20 protein-coding genes are annotated in these 20932 nt (G+C 60.4%); 6 read left to right on the top strand and 14 right to left on the bottom strand.

The window, feature by feature from the left end:
• Positions 1 to 31: 31 nt before the first annotated feature.
• The 3 genes from BMY73_RS17650 to BMY73_RS17640 all read left to right on the top strand — a co-directional run bounded on the left by BMY73_RS17650 (position 32) and on the right by BMY73_RS17640 (position 4172).
• Complete coding sequence (locus BMY73_RS17650) at positions 32 to 1120, top strand: hypothetical protein (RefSeq protein ID WP_092408671.1); 1089 nt, start codon at positions 32 to 34, stop codon at positions 1118 to 1120.
• Between the two features lie 83 nt (positions 1121 to 1203).
• A complete protein-coding gene (locus BMY73_RS17645; RefSeq protein ID WP_092408669.1) occupies positions 1204 to 2028 on the top strand; it encodes a substrate-binding periplasmic protein in 825 nt (274 codons plus the stop codon).
• 230 nt (positions 2029 to 2258) lie between these two features.
• A complete protein-coding gene (locus tag BMY73_RS17640; protein WP_092408667.1) occupies positions 2259 to 4172 on the top strand; it encodes an RNA helicase RhlE2 in 1914 nt (637 codons plus the stop codon).
• A 208-nt stretch (positions 4173 to 4380) separates the two neighbouring features.
• On the opposite strand, the gene BMY73_RS17635 is transcribed toward BMY73_RS17640, so the two are convergent.
• The 3 genes from BMY73_RS17635 to BMY73_RS17625 all read right to left on the bottom strand — a co-directional run bounded on the left by BMY73_RS17635 (position 4381) and on the right by BMY73_RS17625 (position 7744).
• Positions 4381 to 4977, bottom strand: coding sequence for a YceI family protein (locus tag BMY73_RS17635; protein WP_092408665.1), 597 nt, complete (start codon positions 4975 to 4977; stop codon positions 4381 to 4383).
• Positions 4978 to 5009: 32 nt separating this feature from the next.
• On the bottom strand, positions 5010 to 5561 hold the full coding sequence (locus tag BMY73_RS17630; RefSeq protein WP_092408663.1) for a cytochrome b: 552 nt from the start codon (positions 5559 to 5561) through the stop codon (positions 5010 to 5012).
• A gap of 377 nt (positions 5562 to 5938) precedes the next feature.
• Positions 5939 to 7744 (bottom strand): flavin monoamine oxidase family protein, encoded by a 1806-nt coding sequence (locus BMY73_RS17625; protein ID WP_092408661.1) that lies wholly within the window; start codon positions 7742 to 7744, stop codon positions 5939 to 5941.
• Positions 7745 to 7976: 232 nt separating this feature from the next.
• Here BMY73_RS17625 and BMY73_RS17620 point away from each other — a divergent pair, with 232 nt between their 5' ends.
• Positions 7977 to 9383 carry an adenosylmethionine--8-amino-7-oxononanoate transaminase gene (locus tag BMY73_RS17620; protein ID WP_062385427.1) on the top strand — a complete coding sequence of 469 codons (1407 nt, stop codon included), beginning with the start codon at positions 7977 to 7979 and terminating at the stop codon, positions 9381 to 9383.
• 175 nt (positions 9384 to 9558) lie between these two features.
• Positions 9559 to 10278 (top strand): 16S rRNA (uracil(1498)-N(3))-methyltransferase, encoded by a 720-nt coding sequence (locus BMY73_RS17615; protein ID WP_092408659.1) that lies wholly within the window; start codon positions 9559 to 9561, stop codon positions 10276 to 10278.
• Between the two features lie 90 nt (positions 10279 to 10368).
• On the opposite strand, the gene BMY73_RS17610 is transcribed toward BMY73_RS17615, so the two are convergent.
• Positions 10369 to 10986 (bottom strand): PAQR family membrane homeostasis protein TrhA, encoded by a 618-nt coding sequence (locus BMY73_RS17610; protein WP_062385429.1) that lies wholly within the window; start codon positions 10984 to 10986, stop codon positions 10369 to 10371.
• Between the two features lie 167 nt (positions 10987 to 11153).
• Between BMY73_RS17610 and BMY73_RS17605 the strand changes: the two genes are divergently transcribed.
• Positions 11154 to 12074, top strand: coding sequence for a LysR family transcriptional regulator (locus BMY73_RS17605; protein ID WP_062385431.1), 921 nt, complete (start codon positions 11154 to 11156; stop codon positions 12072 to 12074).
• Positions 12075 to 12332: 258 nt separating this feature from the next.
• Here the strand turns inward: BMY73_RS17605 and madM are convergent, their stop codons facing one another.
• From madM to BMY73_RS17555, 10 genes are all read right to left on the bottom strand, one after another.
• Positions 12333 to 13097 (bottom strand): malonate transporter subunit MadM, encoded by a 765-nt coding sequence (gene madM / locus BMY73_RS17600; RefSeq protein WP_092408680.1) that lies wholly within the window; start codon positions 13095 to 13097, stop codon positions 12333 to 12335.
• A gap of 5 nt (positions 13098 to 13102) precedes the next feature.
• Positions 13103 to 13504: a malonate transporter subunit MadL gene (madL, locus tag BMY73_RS17595; RefSeq protein ID WP_062385432.1), complete on the bottom strand. Its 402-nt coding sequence runs from the start codon at positions 13502 to 13504 to the stop codon at positions 13103 to 13105.
• 66 nt (positions 13505 to 13570) lie between these two features.
• Positions 13571 to 14506: a malonate decarboxylase subunit epsilon gene (gene mdcH, locus BMY73_RS17590; protein WP_092408657.1), complete on the bottom strand. Its 936-nt coding sequence runs from the start codon at positions 14504 to 14506 to the stop codon at positions 13571 to 13573.
• Positions 14503 to 15141 carry a malonate decarboxylase holo-ACP synthase gene (locus BMY73_RS17585; RefSeq protein WP_092408655.1) on the bottom strand — a complete coding sequence of 213 codons (639 nt, stop codon included), beginning with the start codon at positions 15139 to 15141 and terminating at the stop codon, positions 14503 to 14505. Before BMY73_RS17585 ends, mdcH begins: the two co-directional genes overlap by 4 nt.
• Positions 15135 to 15938, bottom strand: coding sequence for a biotin-independent malonate decarboxylase subunit gamma (gene mdcE, locus BMY73_RS17580; RefSeq protein WP_092408653.1), 804 nt, complete (start codon positions 15936 to 15938; stop codon positions 15135 to 15137). Before mdcE ends, BMY73_RS17585 begins: the two co-directional genes overlap by 7 nt.
• Complete coding sequence (locus BMY73_RS17575) at positions 15935 to 16786, bottom strand: biotin-independent malonate decarboxylase subunit beta (RefSeq protein WP_092408651.1); 852 nt, start codon at positions 16784 to 16786, stop codon at positions 15935 to 15937. The genes mdcE and BMY73_RS17575 overlap by 4 nt, the downstream gene beginning before the upstream one ends.
• The gene (locus tag BMY73_RS17570) at positions 16779 to 17078 is read right to left on the bottom strand and encodes a malonate decarboxylase subunit delta (protein WP_081565088.1); all 300 of its coding nucleotides are present in this window, start codon (positions 17076 to 17078) and stop codon (positions 16779 to 16781) included. Before BMY73_RS17570 ends, BMY73_RS17575 begins: the two co-directional genes overlap by 8 nt.
• A 2-nt stretch (positions 17079 to 17080) precedes the next feature.
• Positions 17081 to 17968 carry a triphosphoribosyl-dephospho-CoA synthase gene (locus tag BMY73_RS17565; RefSeq protein ID WP_092408649.1) on the bottom strand — a complete coding sequence of 296 codons (888 nt, stop codon included), beginning with the start codon at positions 17966 to 17968 and terminating at the stop codon, positions 17081 to 17083.
• Positions 17968 to 19641 carry a malonate decarboxylase subunit alpha gene (mdcA, locus tag BMY73_RS17560; protein WP_092408647.1) on the bottom strand — a complete coding sequence of 558 codons (1674 nt, stop codon included), beginning with the start codon at positions 19639 to 19641 and terminating at the stop codon, positions 17968 to 17970. The genes BMY73_RS17565 and mdcA overlap by 1 nt, the downstream gene beginning before the upstream one ends.
• 112 nt (positions 19642 to 19753) lie before the next feature.
• Entirely contained in the window at positions 19754 to 20884 is a 1131-nt protein-coding gene (locus tag BMY73_RS17555) for a Fic family protein (RefSeq protein WP_371914983.1), read from the bottom strand.
• Between the last annotated feature and the right edge of the window lie 48 nt (positions 20885 to 20932).

Below are 20932 nucleotides of genomic sequence, written 5' to 3'. Positions count from 1 at the left end.
GAAGCCATTATTGAGACGGATATACACGCAGTTGACCTCCTTAAGTCAGATTACTTCGCGCCCACAATTGGTCTACCTCGTTTTCGGAGCACAGACCTACCATCAGGAAGCGGTGTTCAGCATCGCGAGTGCTTTGGCCAGAGCAGGCGCTACGACCGACCGGCCGTTCGACATCCAGGTGTTCAGCGACAACCCTGAGCCTTACCGTGACTTGCCCGTGCGTGTCAGGCCGATCGATGCGGAGATGCGGCGCGAATGGAGCGGCCCGTACCACTACCATTTCCGTTGCAAGCACGTCGTTGCCCGCCAGATGCTGGAAGAGTCGGAAAAGGCGATTCTGATCGACACCGACACCTTCTTCCTGGACAGCCCGATGAAGCTGTTTGCGAGGGTTCAACCTGACACCCTTCTCTGCAACGCCTTTCAAATCCGTTATGCCGATTGCAAAGACACGATTCTTCACACCGCGCTTGCTAAAACGCTGGCAGAGCGAAATCTGGCCGACGATCAGATGAGGCTGCTGAACTCGGGGGTGATCGGCCTTACGCGCAACAATGCACCGATACTCGACACATCGATCGAACTGATGGATGAGTTTTTCCCGGTGACCCCCGGCGCCATCACGCTGGAAGAGTTCTGCCTGGGCGTAGCGGCTTACCGCTCGGTCAAGGTCGATCAATGCACGGACCTGATTCATCACTACTGGAGCCGCAAGCCCCTGTTTCGCGCCAAGGTTCTCGCGTGGATACGCAAGCACCGTCACGATCCACTCTGCGCCGAGGCGGTGCGCGATATCGCGAACGTTTCACCGAAACTGCCTCGCCCCGCCACCTGGCAGCGACTGGTGTATAAAAGCGCGACGCTGGCCGTGCCCCGGGCACAACGGCAATTCGTGCGTGAAATCCTCTATGGCTGCTGTGAACACCCCAACGAATTTGACCGCGCTTGCGCGCCTGTGTGGTGGGAAAAGGCGTTCAGCAACGCCGAACATCGCCTGAAGAAGCCGATTGCACCCGCGCAATTGCGCCAGTGGCTTGATCATTGGGCCGTTCGCCGATTGCTGGGACGCAGACGCACAGCGATCTACCAGCACCTGGTTCAGTCGCAGGCATCGCGCTGACGCCCGAGCCAGAGACGCGGCTTTCGTTTGCGTCTCTGGAAACTCCCCTTCTATTTAACAAGCGAGCGTCGTAATCTCGCTCCATGCCCCACACTTCCCGACTGCTCTGCACTGCCTTCCTCGCCTGCCTGAGTTTCAGCGCACTGGGCGAAACGTTGCGCATTGTCACCGAACCCTGGTCACCCTATGTGACGGTCGATGGCCAGCAGGTATCAGGGCTGGACTATGAAATGACGAACATCGTCTTCAAGCGACTCGGCATCGATGTTCAGTGGCAGTTTGTGCCCTGGAAACGCTGCTTGATGATGCTCGAACAGGGTGACGCGGACGGTGTGCTGGATATTTTCGAGGTCGCCGAACGAGAAGACCTGCTGCTGTATCCCACTGAGCCGCTGTCAGAAGTCAATTGGGTACTGTTCCAGTCCAATGACCGACCTCATCCGTTCAACACGCTTGAAGCGTTGCGAGGCCTGACCATTGGCGTGTCGCCGGGTTATCTGTACAGCCCGGAGTTCGATACCTCGAAACTGTTCATCCGTGAGCCCGCGCCGAGTCATGCGGCCAATTTCGGGAAGCTGATTCGCGGCCGGATCGATTTACTGGTGACCGATCGCATCGTCGGCCAGCAGACCATCAATCAGCTCGGGCTGCGCGATAAGGTCAGCCAGCTCCCTCTCGTGGTAAACCGCCGCCCGATGTACCTTGCGCTCCGGCGCAACGCGGGCATGGATTTGCTGGTGCATCGCTTCGGCGCTGAATTGAAGCGTTTCAAGCAGGAACCGGCTTATGCGCAACTCATGGCGCGCTATACCGGAGAGACGCTGCCAACGCCCTCGGTATCCTCCGCCGATCAATCGGTGACCGGCGTTGAAAAAACCGTTGAGCAGCATGAAAGCAGCGCATTGTGATTGCTCTGTTATACTCCGGCGTTCCCGCCAGGCTTACGCCCGGATGCTCGGTCTCACAGAAGACTTCTCGATCACGTCAACAGCGCTTCTTCTTTCATGCGCTCATGCCACGAGTTGAACTTACAGACCGCGACACGACCGGACGGAATTGAGCTTTCCAATGCCAATTTGCGGCGGGCCGATCTTCCTCCTATTCGGGCCCTTGGCCCCAACTTAAGACAGGATTACTCATGTCCTTTGCTTCCCTCGGTCTCTCCGAGGCTTTAGTCAGCGCCATCGAGGCTGCTGGCTATACCCAGCCTACTCCGGTGCAACAGCGGGCCATTCCCGCCGTGTTGCAAGGCCGCGATCTGATGGTCGCCGCTCAGACAGGTACTGGTAAAACCGGTGGTTTCGCCCTCCCGATTCTGGAGCGCCTGTTCCCTGCCGGTCACCCGGACAAATCCCAGCGTCACGGCCCGCGCCAGCCGCGCGTTCTGGTCCTGACCCCAACCCGTGAGCTCGCAGCCCAGGTCCACGACAGCTTCAAGATTTACGCCAAAAACCTCAAGTTCGTCAGCGCCTGCATTTTCGGCGGCGTCGGCATGAACCCGCAGGTTCAGGCCATGTCCCGCGGCGTGGATGTCCTGGTCGCCTGCCCGGGTCGCCTGCTCGACCTGGCTGGCCAAGGCAGCGTCGACCTGTCTCACGTTGAAATCCTCGTCCTTGACGAGGCCGACCGCATGCTCGACATGGGCTTCGTTCACGACGTGAAAAAAGTCCTCGCGCGCCTGCCGGCCAAGCGCCAGAACCTGCTGTTCTCGGCCACCTTCTCGGCCGACATCACGGCGTTGGCCGGCAAGCTGCTGCACAACCCGGAGCGCATTGAAGTCACGCCGCCGAACACCACGGTCGAGCGTATCGAACAGCGCGTATTCCGCCTGCCTGCCAACCACAAGCGCTCGCTGCTTGCGCACCTGATCACGCATGGTGCGTGGGAGCAGGTGCTGGTGTTCACGCGCACCAAGCACGGCGCCAACCGCCTGGCCGAATACCTGGACAAGCATGGCCTGAGCGCCGTGGCGATCCACGGAAACAAAAGCCAGAATGCCCGCACCAAGGCCTTGGCCGACTTCAAGGCCGGCACGGTGCGCATCATGGTCGCCACCGACATCGCAGCACGCGGTCTGGACATCGACCAGTTGCCCCACGTGGTCAACTTCGAGCTGCCGAACGTCGACGAAGATTACGTCCACCGTATCGGCCGTACCGGCCGTGCCGGGCGTACGGGCGAAGCGATCTCGCTGGTCGCGCCTGACGAAGAAAAGCTGCTCAAGAGCATTGAGCGCATGACCAAACAGAAGATTGCCGACGGCGACTGGATGGGCTTCGACATCAATGCCGTCGAAGCCGAGAAGCCGGAAGTGCGTGAGCGGCCTGATGTGCGCAACCCACGTAATGCCCGTGGCCCTCGTGGCGACGGCCCGAATGGCGGTGGCGGCGGTCGCAAGGACAAAGGTAAGGACAAGGGCAAGGAAAAACCGGCGGCCGCCTCGGCAGCGTCAGGCGAACGCCCGGCACGCCCGGCACGCCCGGCGCGTCAACAGAAGCCTCGCCAGGGCACACCGTCCAGCGAAGCGCGGCCCTCGCAGCCGCCAGTACCGCGCGCCGACCGCGCACCGGACGAGTTCCTGGATGACGAGATCGACAACTTCGGCAACCGGGCCGACTACGTCAGCCCGTATCAGGGCAAGAACCAGCAAGGTCGCAATCGTCGTCCTGGCGCGCCAGCCACTGGTTCCGCTCCAGCATCGCGCGGTCAGGCACCCGGTCGCAGCGGCCCACGCAGCGGTTCAGGTTCGGGCGCCGGTACCAGCAACGGCGCCGGAGCTCCGGCCAAGCGCAGTGGTCCGCGCAACGGTTCAGGCCGTGACGGACAGGCGCGTCGCGAAGATCAGCCACGCAATCGCCGCCCGGCCCGTGACGATCAGCCGGCCCGCCAAGAGCCCGCCGTTCGCGGCCCTCGCGACGGTCAGCCGGCACCGAAGATCATGCACAAAGAGTCGAAAAGCGATCGCTTCCCGTCCGCCGAACTGCTCGATCAATTGCCGAGCCGCCCGCGCGGTGAAAAGCCAGCCCTGCTGACCCGCAATCGCGAAGGTTAAACAGCGCTGACGTTATCTCGGTGAATAAAAAACGCCCCGACTGGTTCGGGGCGTTTTTGTTTCTCTTTGCGCAGCCATGACGGTTCCGGCGACGCCGCGCTCCTACAGGTTTTCCGCTTACCCGTTGACCTTATAGCGTTCCGAAAACGTGAGGGATACTCAAAAAAACGCCGACCCTGAGGTCGGCGTTTCTTGAAAGCAGCCCGGATTACTTGGCTTTGATGCCTTCGAACGAGATGTCGAAGGTGACGGTGTCCGACTGCGGCCCCAGGTCCATCATCTTGCCGAAATCAGAGCGCTTGATCGTGGTCGTGCCGTTGAAGCCAGCACGGTAGCCGCCCCATGGGTCTTTGCCTTCGCCGTTGAAGACGGCTTTGATGACGATTGGCTTGGTGACGCCGTGCAGGGTCAGGTCGCCAGTGACGTCAGCGGTTTCTTTACCCTCAGCATTCTTGCCGGTCGGCTTGACGCTGGTGGACACGAACTTGGCGTCCGGGTAGGTCGCGACGTCCAGGAAGTCCTTGCTGCTGATGTGCTTGTTACGCTCGGCGTGGTTGGTGTCGACGCTGGCCGTTTTGATGTCGATGCTGATTTTGCTGTTTTCAGGCTTGGCAGCGTCGAAGCTGAACGTACCGCTCCAGTCCTTGAACGTACCGGTGATGAAGCTGTAGCCCAGGTGGCTGATCTTGAAATCGATAAAGGCGTGCTGGCCTTCCTTGTCGATGGTGTAGTCAGCAGCCATTGCCTGGCCGGCAGACAGCAGCGCGGTACCGAGGGCCAATGCAGCCAGAGTCTTTTTCAACATGCGTCGTCTTCCTTTTTCAGTTGAGTGGAGCGTCAGGCCTTGCGGCCCAGCATACGAATGAGCGTTGCATCACGATCGATGAAATGATGCTTCAAGGCCGCCAGACCATGGAGCACTGAAAAAATCACCAGCGTCCAGGCCAGATACAGGTGCACTTCACCGGCAACGTCCGCCTGGTCGGGCAGTCCGCTGATCAGCGCTGGCACTTCAAACAAGCCAAACACCGGAATCCCGACACCTTCAGCGGTGGAAATCAGGTAACCGGCAAACATCACCAAAAACAGATCCAGGTACAGGAACGCATGCCCCAGTTTGGCCGCGACCCGCACGAAGCGGCTGTGGTTGGCCGGTGGAGGCGGCGGCGGACTGACGAAGCGCCAGACCACGCGAATCAACATGAACAGGAACAGGGTGATGCCGATGCTTTTGTGCAGATCGGGCCCCGCCTTGCGCCAAGTGTCGTAGTAACCAAGACCCACCATCCACAATCCAAGCGCGAACAACCCGAAAACGGTCAGCGCGACGCCCCAGTGCAGAACGATGCTGACCCAGCCATATCGAGAAGAAGAGTTGCGTAACTGCATGGTGCGGTTCCTGTAAATACAGCCTGTGAAAGCTGTGGAAAGACTAGCGGTTTACCTATCGAAAGAAAGCGCAAAAATTTGCTTTGAAATATCAGGAAATACGATAGAAATTTCCTGTCTTATTTTTTCCTACGGCAGATTAACCCAACGTTATGAACTTCGTATGGAACGTGCCTCCCCTGCTTTTCTGTGAGCTTGCTCACGTAGAGGTCAATGCACCCGCTAAACCTTAAGCGATTGAAACTCGGCTTTTGGGAGCGGACTCACGCCTTCAAAAAAAGCCATCCGTAGATGAACACTCTAGATGGCCCGATTATTCGCCCGATAAAAAAAGACGCGGTCTGTGACCGCGTCTTTTTCAATTCAGCATCGAGCCGTCAGTTCTTGCTGTCCGCTGCCGGAGCCGCTGGCGCGGCGGTCTTGTCAGCGGCAGGCTTTGCCGGCGCTTTCTTGGTGGCATCGGTCTTGGCCGGTGCCTTGTGCGTTGTGGCCGGTTTAGCCGGGGCTTTTTTCACAGGCTCTTTTTTGGTCGACTCTTTTTTGCTCGGCTCTTTCTTCGCCGGAGCCTTCTTCGCCGGCTCGACAACAGCAGGCTTGGCAGGCTCAACCACTGGGGCGGGCGGCGGTGTCACCGGAGTCGGAGCAGGCGCAGGTGCCGGAGCAGGCTCTGGCTTTTTCTCGGCCGGTTTTGGCTCAGGCTTGGAACCGCCGAACATGTTCGAGAAGAACGCACCGATTCCACCACTGCTTTCTTTGGCGGCGGGTTCAGGTGCTTTCGGTGGAGCAACCTTCACAGGCTCGAACGACTTGCCTGCCGCCAGATCCTGGACCTGACCTGCTGCGCGTTGACCGGTACGCAGGGCGCCTTCCAGCGTGCCTGGGTACAAGCTGTCGGTGTGCTCACCTGCAAACGCTATGCGTTGCAAAGGCCTTTCCCACAGACGCCAGTATTTGCTGATCTGGCCCGGGCCGAACGCCAGGTAGGCGCCACCGGTGGAGGGATCGACGCTGGAGCGACGGATTTCGTAGCCGGTGAACGCGCCGCGTGCTTGCGGATAGAACGCGTGCAGGCGAATCAGCACCTGATCCACCAGTTGTTTGTCACCAAAGGCCTGCATGATTCGCGCGTTGTCACCCGAGAGGTTGATCACCGCGTTGGCGCCGCCTTTCAGTGCGGGTTCGATCCACAGCATGCCCAGACCGGTGTTGCTGTAGATTTCGCCGGACATCCGCGCCTTGCTGTCCCAGACCGGTGTCTTGAACTTCAGCATGATCTGGTCATGCCAGCCGTAGTTGGTGCTCTTGATCGCGCCCTGATGCTGGGCATCCAGCGCAGGCGTCAGCTGAATCTTGCTCAACGCACGCAGCGGCACCGCCAACACCACGTACTCAGCCTCGTAACCCACCGACCCGACCTTGACGGTCACGCCGTCCTTGTCCTGATTGATGGCCGAAACCGGCGAGTTGGTCTTGATTACTTTCAGCTGTTTGACGAACGCCTCCGCCAACACCGCGCTGCCGCCTGGCAGACGCGCTGCACGACGGTCACGGTCGTCGACGTTGAGGTTGACCCGCGATTGCTGCGCAAAGTACAGCAGCGACAGACGTGAAGGCTCGTCATAACGGGTGCGGATTTGCTGGTTGATCAACTGACGCGCGGTCGGCGGCAGGTTCAGACGGTCCAGCCAGTTGGCGACGTTGATCTGGTCCAGCGCGAACAGCGTGCTGTTGGCGGCCGGGTTTTCCGGATCGGTGATCGAGCGCGCCATGTCATTCAGCGCCGTTTCGTAGCGTTTCATCGCTTCCGCGGTGGCGGGTTGTCTGGTCGCCAGATCCGCGGCCGAAAAATACTCGCCATCGATCAGGTAACCCGGTGTCCGCACGAACTCAGGGGCGGGCACAGGCTTGAGATTGAAGCGATCCAGATACTGATTCAGCACCGGTTGCGCTTTAGCGTTACCGATCCATTCGCTGCCCGCCAGACCGGAGCGGCCGCCCACCGCCGGTTTGGCTTCCAGCAGGGTCACTTGCCAGCCTTTGCTCTGCAGCTCGTAAGCCGCCGTAAGGCCTGCCAGACCGCCACCGACGACAATCGCCGTATGCGGTTTATCCACGGCGAGCGCCGAAGCGCTGACCAGCCCAACCATCACCAACGCACAGGCGCGCAGCCAACCAGAAAGCATTCAGCAAACTCCGGAATGAAACAGGGGAATTGTCGGATTTCTTGTCCGATTCTTCGAAGAGCGCGAAGGATACGCCAGCCGTGAAAGGCCCGCCAGCAATGTCCGTCCGGCGCGTTTCCAGCCACGCCGCGCATGAAAGAATGCGCTAAAGGTTGTCCCTGCTTGATGCATTGCATAGGCTTGCGCGATTGTTTGCCCTCGCGATGAGCGAGTCGTCACCAGGAGATTACCGATGGGCCTTAACGACCAGTGGATGCAGCGCGACCTGAAAGTCCTGTGGCATCCCTGCACCCAGATGAAAGACCATGAAAACCTGCCGCTGATCCCGATCAAGCGCGGGGAAGGCGTCTGGCTGGAGGACTTCGAAGGCAAGCGTTACCTCGACGCCGTCAGTTCCTGGTGGGTCAACGTTTTTGGCCACGCCAACCCACGCATCAACCAGCGGATCAAGGATCAGGTCGATCAGCTGGAACACGTGATTCTGGCCGGCTTCAGTCATCAACCCGTCATCGAGCTGTCCGAGCGCCTCGTGGCGATGACGCCTGAAGGGCTGACGCGTTGCTTCTACGCCGATAATGGCTCCTCCTGCATCGAAGTCGCGCTGAAAATGAGCTTCCACTACTGGCTCAATCGCGGCAAACCGAACAAGAAACGCTACGTGACGCTGACCAACAGTTACCACGGCGAAACCGTGGCGGCGATGTCGGTGGGTGATGTGCCGCTGTTCACCGAAACCTACAAAGCCCTGTTGCTCGACACCATCAAGGTGCCAAGCCCTGACTGCTACCATCGTCCCGAAGGCGTCAGCTGGGAAGAACACACCCGCACGATGTTTGCGGTGATGGAGCAGACGCTGGCCGATAACCACGACACCGTTGCAGCGGTCATCATCGAGCCGTTGATTCAGGGCGCGGGCGGCATGCGCATGTACGACCCGATTTACCTCAAACTGCTGCGCGAGGCGTGTGATCGTTACGGGGTACACCTGATTCACGACGAAATCGCGGTCGGCTTCGGTCGGACCGGGACCATGTTTGCCTGCGAACAAGCAGGTATCCGGCCTGACTTCCTCTGCCTGTCCAAAGCGCTGACCGGCGGTTACCTGCCGTTGGCGGCGTGTATCACCACCGATGACGTCTACGATGCGTTTTATGACGACTACCCGACGTTACGTGCCTTCCTGCATTCGCACAGTTACACCGGCAACCCGCTGGCCTGCGCCGCCGCCCTCGCGACGCTGGACATCTTCGAGCAGGACAACGTCATTGAGAACAACAAGGCGCTGGCCCAGCGAATGAAAACCGCGACCGCGCATCTGGCGGATCATCCGAATGTCGCGGAAGTGCGTCAGACCGGCATGGCCATCGCCATTGAGATGGTTCAGGACAAAGCGAGCAAGACGGCTTATCCGTGGCAAGAGCGCCGGGGCCTGAAAGTCTTCGAGCATGCGTTGACCCGTGGCGCGCTGCTTCGTCCTCTGGGTAGCGTGGTGTATTTCCTGCCGCCCTATGTGATTACACCGGAGCAGATCGATTTTCTGGCCGACGTGGCAAGCGAAGGCATCGACATCGCAACACGCAGCAGTGTGAGTGTGGCGGTGAGAGAGAACTTCCACCCGGATTTTCGTGATCCGGGCTGATTGAAATACGCAACAACCTGGGCCGATGGTTTCCATGCTCCGCGTGGGAACGACGGTCTGGTCGCTCTGCGTCCGCCTGTGTGGCGCTGAGCGCCACGGAATGCATTACCACGCGGAGCGTGGGAACGATCAGCAAAGACAGCGCTGTATTCAACATATTTTCAGAGAACCGACCATGAGACTCTCCCGCTTCTTCATCGACGCCACCCTGAGCCTCGGTGAACACGAATTGCCCGAAGCACAGGCGCATTACATCGGTCGGGTACTGCGCATGGCCGAGGGCGATGCGGTGCAATTGTTCGACGGCTCGGGCATGGAGTTCCGCGCCACGCTGGTGGAGGTCGGCAAGAAGCAGGTCCGGGTGCAGGTCACCGAAAGCTTTCCGGGTCTCGCCGAATCGACGCTGCAGATCCATCTGGGCCAAGGCCTGTCGCGCGGCGAGCGGATGGATTGGGCGATTCAGAAAGCCACCGAGCTGGGCGTCACGCAGATCACGCCGATCGTCAGCGAACGCTGCGAGGTTCGTCTCAAGGACGAGCGCGCCGAGAAGCGTCAGGCTCATTGGCAGCAGATCGCGATCAGCGCTTGCGAGCAGTGCGGTCGTTCCGTGGTGCCCGTGGTCAATCCTCCGGTCACCCTCGCGGATTGGCTCAGACACACCGAGGCCGATTTGAAGCTCGTGCTGCACCCGGTGGCCGAGCCGTTGGTCAGCCATGAGAAGCCAGCGACGCTCGCGTTTCTGATCGGGCCGGAAGGTGGGCTGAACGACGCCGAAGTGGATCAGGCTCAAGATGCCGGCTTCCACGCCGCCCGCCTTGGCCCTCGTGTATTGCGCACAGAAACCGCGCCGGTCGTGGCGTTGAGCGTGGCTCAGCAGTTGTGGGGGGATTTCTGACTCGCCGCTGCACAGCCTGAGGCTGTAGCAGCGTGAGCAGGAACGAGAGTGAGTAACGCCTCCACAGAAGCGAATAGCGTGTCTCAGGCGTTACAGCACATACACCGTGATCGCCACGAAATGCAGCAGGCTCCCGGCAATGACGAACAGATGCCAGATGCCGTGCCAGTGGCGGAAACGTTTGTCGTAAGCAAAAAAGATGATCCCTACGGTATACAGCACGCCACCCAGTGCCAGCCAGGTAAACCCGGCTGTCCCCAGCGCGGCCATCAGCGGCTTGACCGCTACCAGCACGATCCAGCCCATCACCGCGTAGATCACGATGGACATCACCCGCGCCTCCGAACGCGGCTTGATTTCCTGCAGCATGCCGATCACCGCCAGGCCCCAGACAATCCCGAACAGCGTCCAGCCCCACGGTCCGCGCAGGGTCACCAGACAAAACGGCGTGTAACTGCCCGCAATCAGCAGATAGATCGAGAAATGATCAACCTTCTGCATGATCACCTTCGCCCGGCCACGCACGCTGTGGTACACCGTCGATGCGCTGTACAACAGCACCAATGCGACGCCATACACCGCAACGCTGACGATCTTCCACACATCACCGGTAAGACTTGCGATCACCAACAGCCAGACCGCGCCGATCGACGCCAGCACCGCACCCACGAGGTGGGTCCAGGCGTTGAATTTTTCTCCGTAGTACATCCGTTAAAAACCCTCTCAGTTGCACTGACAAACGCCAAGGCTCCAGCTTATGGACCAAAAGCGCAACGGGTGTGTCAGTGTTAACGAGAATTTCATGCAGCACGCCTTTTCCGACTTCGGCACAATCGAACGCTCGAAGAACAAGAAAGCGGGCCGGGAACGACACGATGCAGATCGACGAAGAGCTGACGCTCAAGAAGCTGGAGATTTTCCTGGCCTTCATGCGCACCGGTAATCTGGCGCGTGCGGCCGCAGAGCTGCAGACCAGCACCGTCAGCGTTCATCGGGCCATTCACTCACTGGAAAGTGCACTGCGCTGCCCGCTGTTCAAGCATGAAGGACGCAACCTGACGCCGATGGAAAGTGCTTATGTGCTGGAAGAGCGCGCGCAGAAGCTGGTGCAGGAGGTGCTGAGTACGGTCGAGCAAACCCGCGCGGCGGCCGGATTCTCGGCGGCGCGCTTCAAGCTCGGGGCGTTGTACTCGCTGACGGTCAAAACCGTGCCGCAGTTGATCATGGGACTGAAGATCCGCCGCAGCGAACTCAACATCGATTTGATCCTGGGCTCGAACATCGACCTGTTCTACAAGCTGAAGAACATGGAAGTCGACGCCATTCTGGTGTCGCTCAACGAGAGCGTGAACGATCCGGACTGCGAGCAGCTGGCGCTGTTCTCTGACGATATCTTCCTGGCCACGCCGGCCGACTCTCCTTTCGCCCAACAAAACGAGGTCGACCTGGCCGATCTGCGCGAGATGACGTTCATCACCCTCACCCAAGGCTTCGCCACTCACCGTGACGGCGCAAGGGTGTTTCAACAGGCCGGGTTCGAACCGAAAGTGGCGATGCAGGTCAACGACATCTTCACGCTGTTGAGCATGGTCAGCTCAGGCGTGGGGTACGCCCTGCTGCCGGGGAGAATCGCGGCCGTCTACGAGAACCGCGTGCGCCTGATACCGCTGCAAGCGCGTTATCGCATGCAGCAGCACATAGGCCTGGTGTTCCTGAAGGCCCGCGAGCGCGATCCCAATCTGCTGGCTTTATTGGCGGAGTGCCGGATGTATTCGAACCGGTTAGAGCAGGTTTAACGCGTTCCTGGTGGGTGGTCGATGACCCACCGCATTCGCGAGCAAGCTCGCTCCCACAGTGTCAGCGTCGTCCCAAGTCTTCGGAACGCCGCGCTCCCTGTAGGAGCAGTCCGAGGTTACGAGGGTCTGGGCCGCACTCGGACGAACGCGCGACGCCATGCACAAGCCTCCAGAAGAGGCTGTACATGTAGCGTGAGGAAGACAGTTGCTACGGCCTTCGGCCAGAATCAAAAGCGGGTGCGTAGATATCCAACAAGATCACCCCAAAATCCCGCGCATGATCAGGAACAACAGCGAAGGCCCCAACAAGCAACCCAATGCGGTGTAGAAAGCCGCCGTGAGGCAACCGTAAGGCACGAGCTTCGGATCGGTAGCCGCCAGGCCGCCCGCCACACCACTTGAGGTGCCCATCAACCCGCCGAAGATCACCGCACTACGAGGGTTGTTGAGTCCAATGATTGGCGCTACGAACGGCGTTACGACCATGACCAGAATCGCTTTGATCAACCCCGCAGCGATCGAAAGCGCCATGACTTCGGAGCTTGCACCAATAGCAGCGCCGGTTACCGGACCGACGATGTAGGTCACCGCCCCCGCGCCGATGGTGGTGAGGCTGACTGCGTCTGTGTAACCGAACGCCATCGCTACACCGACACCCGCCACAAACGACGTTCCCACGCCCACAAAGAGCGAGAACACACCCACATACCCCGCACGCTTTAGCTCATTGACGCTCACGCCAAAGCCGGTAGCGATGATGGCGAAATCACGCAGCATCGCACCGCCTAATAGCCCTATACCCGAGAGCAGCGGTAGATCAACGATACCTTTCTGCCCGCCAGTGACAGCGCCACCGACATATGCCAGTGCAAGTCCAAGAATAATGGCGATTGCCGAACCGTGCAGACGTCCCTTGGTAAACGTATTGGAGATCCAGTACGACACCCACATGGTGATGCCGATGACCGCGAATCCACTCACCAGACCGTATCCGTTGATAGCTTTCAAAATGGCGTCATACATGCTGATCACCCTGCGGTCTTGGTGGAAGGAACAACGACATCGGCCTCAGGCTTTTTTTGACCAATACGGGTCAGCACCGGAACCAACAGAAAGGAAATGGCGACAGCCAGGGTGCCTGCGATGATTGCCATCGGGCCACCCTTCAATGCGCCATAGACGTTTTGCTGCGCGGCCATGGCGACTACGATTGGGATGTAGATTGCGCTCCAGAATTCCACGCCCTGAGCGGTCTTGCTGTCCAGATAACCACGCTTGCTCAGCCAGCTCCCGAAGCCGATCAGCAGCAGCATGGCAATACCGACACCACCGACGTTGGCCGGGACGCCGATCAGCTTGCCCAGATATTCGCCTATCGAGATACCCACCAGCGTGCAGAACGCCAGAAACGCGACACCATAAATAATCATTATTATTGCCCTCAGTTTGCATCGTCGAAGTTGTTGTTTTTGTGTTCCTTCGAAAGCAGCAGTCGGTTATGGGTGGCGACGTTCCTCCTCTCGCGACAGTGCGCTCAGCGTATCCAGCCGGGCGCCCTGGAAGGCGACTGCGGATCCTTGTTCAAAGACGCGCCGCGCCAGCCCAGTGAGCACGGTGCCGGGCGGCAATTCGATGTGCAGACGTGCGCCACGTTCATAGGCGGTTTGCACGGTGCTGCGCCAGTCGATGACCCGGCACATGTTGAACGCCAGGTCGTCACGCAATTTGTCGGCATGGAGAATGGGCCGGGCCGTACTGCCGCTCAGGTACCTCAAGGTGGGCGCTTGAACCGAAACCTGCGCGAACGCTTGCGCGAGTGTTTCCGCAGGCTCGCTCAACAGCTCGCAATGCGAGGGCACGCTGACCGCCAGGCGTTTGGCCGTTGCGGCGCCCTGCTCTTTCGCCAGGGCTGCGACTTGGGCCATCGCTTGATCACTGCCAGCGACGACGAACTGGTTGTCGGCGTTGATGTTGGCGAGATAAACCGGCGTAGCCGGGCTGTGTACCTGCGACACCAGCTTTTCGACCGAGGCTTGATCCAGCCCGACCACCGCCGTCATGCCATAGCCCGTGGGGTAAGCGCTCTGCATCAATTCGCCGCGCAGTGCCACCAGTCGCACGGCATCGGTGAAACTCAACGCACCGGCAATGACCGCCGCCGGGTAGGCGCCAATCGAAAGGCCGGCCACATAATCCGGTTTGCTGCCCTGAGCCATGAGCAGCCGCGAACACGCGACGCCGGCGATCAGCAAACACAACTGAACCGCCCGGGTGGACTGCAACGCATCGGGCGTATCCAGATCCAGCACGTGTTCGTTGAGCGCGTCGCTGCCTTCGCGCAGGCATTCACCCACCAGAGGATCGGCGGGCAATGTATGCAGCATGCCCGGCTGCTGCGCGCCCTGGCCCGGAAATACCCAGAAGCTGCTCACGCTGCGCACTCCTCTGGCAACCACGGGTTAGCCACCAGACGCGCCGCATCATTGGCTTTGAGCAAGACCTGACGCGCCGAGCCTGCCCACTCGCGCAAGGCGACAGCGCCGGCTGGCGTCTGGAGTTGCAGGTCGATGCGGCACACCGCACCTTCCAGCGCATCGACCAGTGCAGCGGCCTGCTCACGACTGAAAAAAGTCCTGGTGCGCAGGATCAGGTCAAGATCGCTGTCCTGATGCAGCACCGCCGCACCGCATGCCAGTTCGAACCCGACGCTCCCTGCAACGCCCCACGGCAAACCCACCGCGTCCATCACCGGACGTATTTGCCGAAGGGCATGCAAGGCGGGCCAGTCAGCGGCGTGACTGTCCGCAGCCTCGATCAACGCTTCAGGACGAACACGGCGCGTGACATCGGTCAGTCTCATGGCCGTGGCATAACGCTGATCGCGCGGATGACCCCGCACACCCACGGCCACCCATCCCTCTGCGACCTGCGCTCGACGCACGACCACCGGCTGACCCGCGCCGACCAACTCCATCACCCACGCGGGAGCATCGGCCGGCAGGTGAACCACGGACAAACCCCACAGCAGATCATGGGGCCACACCGGCAGGCAGCTGTTCATTACCACTGCGCCCGCAGCAGTTCTCGCACCTTGGATGAGGCGCTGCGATGGGTCGCGCCGAGTCGCGAACTCAGGTCGTTGGCACCCGCCAGAGCATCTTTTGTCGCGGCCATCAGGCACTCCTGAACCACGCTGATATCCGCCGCCGACGGCTGTTCGATCTGACTCACCGACAGGGTTTCCCAGAGCAACCCGAGGCCTGCGTAGCTGTCGATGTCGTACGCCATGGGCGGGATGCTCGCGGCCAGCTTTTCCAGTTCTTCGACGCTGCGCAACGTCACACGAGCGGCCGAAGCCTTGCCCATCGCATGCACCATCACACCGGGATCACGCAGGGCGATCAGGCGGTTGGCCTGATAACCGTGCGCCAGAAACGCACCCGACATGGCTTTGCCGACCAGCAGACCGATCACCGGATGACCCGCCAGACGTGCGCGGGCATAAGCATCCACCGCACCCGCCAACGCCTGATGAATGCCTAATGCTTCTTCACGGCGGCCATAGGCCTGGCTCGGCACGTCAATGATTGCGATCAGCGCACGTTTGCTCGCGCTCTGGCGGTCCAGCTCGATAGCGGTGTCCACGGCCTGTGCCAGGCCCCAGCCTTCGAGCAATCCGACTTCACCATTTTGCGCACGAGGAAAGCGATTCTCGGGGTCGGCCACGACCGCAAGAAACCGTGCAGGCTGATCGCCCATTGTGCCGTCGGCGGCTTTTACGGAAGCGGGCAGGCCCGTCACTTCAACCGCATGAGCGGCCAGCGCGTTGAACCACTTCAAACCACGGGTCGAATAGCTGCTCATGGCTGTTCTCCTTGATACAGGCTGCGCACGGCGGCGGGATCGATCTGCGTCGTGGTATCCACTTGACCAAGACGCTGCAGGAACAGCGCGTACTGGCTGCTGCGCTCCTGCTCGGGCTTGCCCTTGTGCAGCAGGTCTTCGACGCGCTGTTGAATGGCCGCAGCGTCATCGGCCACGAACGCGTCCACCAGACCGCTGGCGTAGCGTTGCTCGCCGCCGGTGATGCTCCAGATGAAGGGCCGGTCGCGCGAATCGTATTCTTCGATACCTGCTTCCTGCTCGATCACCTGCGGGCCGTTCAGCCCCAGACGCGCTTCCCGCGTCACGACCAGATAGCTGCACAGGCCCGCCGCGATGGACATACCACCGAAGCAACCCACGCTGCCCGCCACTACACCGATCACCGGCTGATAGCGACGCAGGTCGACTATCGCCGCATGAATTTCAGCGATGGCGGCGAGCCCGAGGTTGGCTTCCTGCAGGCGCACACCGCCGGTTTCCAGCAGCAAAACAGCAGCGGTCGGAATGCCTTTGCGGTTGTCCTCGGCCGCCAGCTCCAATGCGCCAGCCATTTTCGCGCCGCCGACTTCGCCCATGCTGCCGCCCTGAAAGTTGCCTTCAATGGCGCACACGACCACCGGCTTTCCGCCGATAGAGCCCTTGGCGATCACCACACCGTCGTCGGCTTGGGGCACCACGCCTTGCTTGGGTAACCAGGGCGACGTCATTCGCGCGAACGGGTCGATCAGCTCCCGAAAACTGCCTGCGTCGAGCAGGGCGCGTGCACGCTGCCGCGCACCGAGTTCAATGAAGCTGTGCTGTTTCAACAAACGGGCGTTATCAGTCATGGCCGATCTCCTCGAAGCCTTGCTCCAGCCGCAGCCGGACGACACCAGGGGTCGCACCGAAGTCGTGGATGTCGATGCTCATGGCGGGTGGCGTCTGGCCGTCGAACATGCGCTCGAAAAGGTGCTGCCAGCGGGCTGAACTGCCGTTTACCGAGGTGACGACCTGAATGGTGAGTTTGCCGGGCAGACCGGGTTCCAGCATGACTTCGAGATCGCCGGAGCCGACACAACCCACCAGCGCCCGACCCAGCGGAGGCTGACCCGCGGGGAATTCAAAAGACAAGGTTTCCATAATCAGACTTTCCTCGTTTCATTGCCGAGCACAGGCTCAAGGCAATCAATGAACAGGCAAGCAGCGAGCAAATCAGCGGCCCCACCCGGAGAAGCATTCAGGCTCAGCAGTTGCTGATCCAGCTCATGCAAGGCGCGTCGACCACTGAGGGTCGCGCTGCCACCGGCATCCAGCACGCGTTGTGCGCCGCTCTGCATCGTGGAGAGGCCTTGTTCGCCCGCGCGGTACAACACGCAGGTGTCGGACAGGGTGGTCATGATCGCCAGCAATGCATCGAGCCGTGCATTCTGTTCGCCATGGCCGGTCGCGCGGCTGCGGTGCAATTGTGGCAAACCTTTTTGAGTCACCGCCGGGAAGCCCATCTGCGCCTGTTCGCGCGCGCCCATCGCACCGTATTTGCGGGCGACTTCGGCGCCGTGGCTGTGCTGAACAGGCAGGTTTCGATCCTCAATCAGCGCCAGGCAGCCAGCACGCAAACCAAGCCCTGCGGCCGACAAATCAGATGGATCCAGCGCCGCAGCGGTGACCAACAATCCCAATGCCCAGATCGCGCCGCGGTGAGTATTCACGCCATGGGTGGTGCGCATCATCGCGACTTCGCCGTCCCGGCCAATGCGGCCAATCGCCTCGCGCAGCGGCTGGCCGATTTCGCCGATTTCAACGGCTGCTTCCGCCATTTCCTTGAACGCCGGCCACAACGAAAGCGCCGAGGCGTGCATCAATCCCAAATGAAGGTCGTGGTGCGCCCCACTGCTGCGGCGGTCGACCAACGCCGGTTTGGGCGACAGATCGGCCTCGTCGATCAGTGCATCCACCGCGAGATCGGCCAGCCGCTCAGCCAACGGCAGGGATCGCGCGGAGGCTTCAAAGGCTACGTTGAGTGCGCGCATCACCAACTCCTGAATTTCGCAGGCGGGTTGTACAAACCACCGGACCACTCCACCAGTTCGGCAATGCTTTTGGCGGCCAGCAGCTCTCGAGTGGCGTCGGTGCGTCGAATACCCAGGTCTTCGGGCAACGCAATCAGTCCTTCACGGCGCATGCGGGCCGTGTCTTTCGGGTTGTGGAGCAGACCAATGGACGTCACGCCCGCGACCGCCGCGATCATCGCCCGACGCTCTTCAAGACTGCGCGCCTTGTATAGATAGGCGATGCCTTCTTCGGTGAGCAGGTGAGTCACATCGTCGCCGTAGACCATGATCGGCGCCAACGGCATGCCGCTTTTCTTCGCCACCTCAATGGCGTCCAGCGTCTCGACGAACGTAGGCTTGCCGCCTTCCTGGAAGGTCTCGACCATTTGCACCACGAGCTTTTTGCCGCGTTCGAGGTAGGCATCGGTATCCGGGCTTTGCGGACGCATGTCGAGCCAGGCGGGCGTGCTATGACGCCGACCACGCGGGTCATGCCCCATGTTCGGTGCGCCGCCGAAACCGGCGAGACGCCCACGGGTGACCGTCGAAGAATGCCCGTCGCCATCCACTTGCAGCGTGGCGCCGATAAACAGGTCCACCGCGTATTGGCCAGCCAACTGGCACATCATGCGGTTGGACCGCATCGAGCCGTCACGTCCGGTGAAAAAAACGTCCGGCCTGGCGGCGATGTAGTTCTCCATGCCCAGTTCAGTGCCGAAACAATGCACGCTTTCAACCCAGCCGCTCTCGATGGCGGGAATCAGGGTGGGGTGTGGGTTGAGCGTCCAGTTGCGGCAAATCTTGCCCTTCAAACCCAGGGACTCGCCGTAGGTCGGCAGTATCAATTCGATGGCGGCGGTGTTGAAACCGATGCCGTGGTTGAGCGACTGAACGTTGTGTTTTTCGTAGATCCCGCGAATCGCCATCATTGCCATCAGTACGTGAACAGGCTTGATGTGGCGCGGGTCGCGGGTGAACAACGGCTCGATGTAGAAGGGTTTGTCGGCGACGACCACGAAGTCGACCCATGAGGCGGGGATGTCGACACGAGGCAGGTCACTGACGTCGTCCACCAGTTGGTTGACCTGCACGATCACGATGCCGTCGCTGAACGCGGCCGGTTCGATCAGGGCAGGCGTGTCTTCGGTGCTGGCGCCGGTGTAGATGTTGCCCGCCCGGTCTGCCATGAATCCGGCAGACAGCACGACATTGGGAATCAGGTCGACCAGCAGGCGTGAATACAGCTCGATGTAAGTGTGAATCGCGCCGATTTCCAGCAGGCCGTCTTCCAGCAACTGACTGATGCGCAGGCTTTGCGTACCGGCAAAAGAGAAATCGAGTTTGCGGGCGATGCCGCGTTCGAAAAGATCCAGGTGTTCGGCGCGGCCGACGCTGGGCATGATCATGTGCAGGTCATGCAACTTGCCGGGATCGGCCTTGACCAGCGAACGGGAGAGGAAATCCGCCTGCTTCTGGTTGTTACCTTCAAGCACCACACGGTCACCGGGCGCAATCAACGCCTCCAGTGCCGCGACGATCTTGTCGGTGGGCAGTACAACGCCATCGGCGAAGGAACGCACTTGCTCGAGCCGCCGCTGCTTTTCGCTGCGACGACGCGACCAGCGCGGGTCAAGTTTCGTTGTTGTAGCCATGCTGACTCCACGAGTTCGCTGTCGTAAGCCACATTAGGAGCTTGAGGCTTGAGGCATCAATCAAGTAGCAGTGCGGATCGTTACGGTGAGAGTAATGATTGGTCGGTCGTGCTCATCTAGCGATCTGATATCGCGTGCTACGGCCTCCGCCTGGTAGCTTCTGCAAACAGCCTTTTTCCAAGAGATCGGACAGATGGCGTGTGGCGGTGGCCTTACTGACCTTGGCAACAGCCTGATATTGCGCGGCACTGATGCCGCCTTCGAACCCAGTGCCTGCTTTTTCAGCGAGTAGGTCGCCGTTAAGCAACCGGTTGAGCACCTTGATTTGCTCCAGGGACAAGCCGTCCTTGCTGTGCTGTTGCCAGAACCGCGCATTGGCTAATACCCGATCAATCCGCAATACGGCCTGCTCAAGGGTGTGAAGCAGGATTTGCAGGAACCATGAAAGCCACGCCGTAAGGTCCAGAGCGCCACGCTGAGAGGCTTCAAGGATCCGGTAATACTCGTGCCGACTGTTAAGAATGCTGGCCGACATGGCGTAAAACCGAATAGCCTGATTTTCCGCCTGCGCCAGCGCCAAATCGGTGATCGCCCTCGTCAACCGCCCATTTCCGTCATCGAAAGGGTGTAAGGTCACGAACCAGAAATGCGCGATACCTGCTCGTATCAGTGGGTCCAGGGTCGTGTCGGACCGGCTGCTGTTGAACCAGTAGAAGAAGTCGTCCATGCGTTTCTCCAACCCCTCGCGAGGCGGCGCTTCGAAATGCACGACAGGACGGTCAATCCGACCCGACACCACCTGCATGGGCTCGGATCCTCTCAGAACCCCTACCTGGATATTGTTCGAGAGCAATGACGATGAGTCAGGGAAAAGCAGACTGTGCCATCGCATCAGTCTTTCAGAAGTCAACGGCGCCTGATGCTGCTGGGTCGCATCAAGCATCAGGTCAGCCAAGCCTTCGCTGCGAGGCGTCACCCGCTCATCAGTCTCGATGCCAAGCCGCCGCGCCAGAGATGACCTCACAGACCCGACGTTCAGTTGCTCGCCTTCAATCGCGGACGAGGTGATGACGTTCTGCAGCAACGCATCCAGTTCGCTCTGCGCACTGGCTTGAGTTCCGGCGGCACCCATCATGCCCAGCAGCCTTCCCTGCGCCTGCGTGCAAGCCCGCAAGACAGGCGCCAACGCGTGCGCATCCCAAGTAAAAGCAGGCCATCTGGCACGCTGCCAAATCCATTTCAAAGACTGACTCACACAAGACCTCGTGAAAAGCGAGCCGATTAAAGGGTC

Source organism: Pseudomonas sp. NFACC02 (genome assembly GCF_900110765.1).
In the GTDB taxonomy this organism is placed as follows: domain Bacteria; phylum Pseudomonadota; class Gammaproteobacteria; order Pseudomonadales; family Pseudomonadaceae; genus Aquipseudomonas.
The sequence above is the reverse complement of the archived record's forward strand: the minus strand, read 5'-3'. Positions and strand labels throughout refer to the sequence as shown.

What these genes read in the sequence shown, in the direction of transcription:
- BMY73_RS17615 (WP_092408659.1), top strand. Translation starts at nt 9,559, where the DNA reads ATGAGACTCTCCCGCTTCTTCATCGACGCCACCCTGAGCCTCGGTGAA.
- BMY73_RS17635 (WP_092408665.1), bottom strand. Translation starts at nt 4,977, where the DNA reads ATGTTGAAAAAGACTCTGGCTGCATTGGCCCTCGGTACCGCGCTGCTG.
- BMY73_RS17605 (WP_062385431.1), top strand. Translation starts at nt 11,154, where the DNA reads ATGCAGATCGACGAAGAGCTGACGCTCAAGAAGCTGGAGATTTTCCTG.
- BMY73_RS17570 (WP_081565088.1), bottom strand. Translation starts at nt 17,078, where the DNA reads ATGGAAACCTTGTCTTTTGAATTCCCCGCGGGTCAGCCTCCGCTGGGT.
- mdcA (WP_092408647.1), bottom strand. Translation starts at nt 19,641, where the DNA reads ATGGCTACAACAACGAAACTTGACCCGCGCTGGTCGCGTCGTCGCAGC.
- BMY73_RS17625 (WP_092408661.1), bottom strand. Translation starts at nt 7,744, where the DNA reads ATGCTTTCTGGTTGGCTGCGCGCCTGTGCGTTGGTGATGGTTGGGCTG.
- BMY73_RS17630 (WP_092408663.1), bottom strand. Translation starts at nt 5,561, where the DNA reads ATGCAGTTACGCAACTCTTCTTCTCGATATGGCTGGGTCAGCATCGTT.
- mdcE (WP_092408653.1), bottom strand. Translation starts at nt 15,938, where the DNA reads ATGAGCAGCTATTCGACCCGTGGTTTGAAGTGGTTCAACGCGCTGGCC.
- BMY73_RS17575 (WP_092408651.1), bottom strand. Translation starts at nt 16,786, where the DNA reads ATGACTGATAACGCCCGTTTGTTGAAACAGCACAGCTTCATTGAACTC.
- BMY73_RS17645 (WP_092408669.1), top strand. Translation starts at nt 1,204, where the DNA reads ATGCCCCACACTTCCCGACTGCTCTGCACTGCCTTCCTCGCCTGCCTG.
- BMY73_RS17565 (WP_092408649.1), bottom strand. Translation starts at nt 17,968, where the DNA reads ATGCGCGCACTCAACGTAGCCTTTGAAGCCTCCGCGCGATCCCTGCCG.
- BMY73_RS17620 (WP_062385427.1), top strand. Translation starts at nt 7,977, where the DNA reads ATGGGCCTTAACGACCAGTGGATGCAGCGCGACCTGAAAGTCCTGTGG.
- BMY73_RS17640 (WP_092408667.1), top strand. Translation starts at nt 2,259, where the DNA reads ATGTCCTTTGCTTCCCTCGGTCTCTCCGAGGCTTTAGTCAGCGCCATC.
- madL (WP_062385432.1), bottom strand. Translation starts at nt 13,504, where the DNA reads ATGATTATTTATGGTGTCGCGTTTCTGGCGTTCTGCACGCTGGTGGGT.
- madM (WP_092408680.1), bottom strand. Translation starts at nt 13,097, where the DNA reads ATGTATGACGCCATTTTGAAAGCTATCAACGGATACGGTCTGGTGAGT.
- BMY73_RS17610 (WP_062385429.1), bottom strand. Translation starts at nt 10,986, where the DNA reads ATGTACTACGGAGAAAAATTCAACGCCTGGACCCACCTCGTGGGTGCG.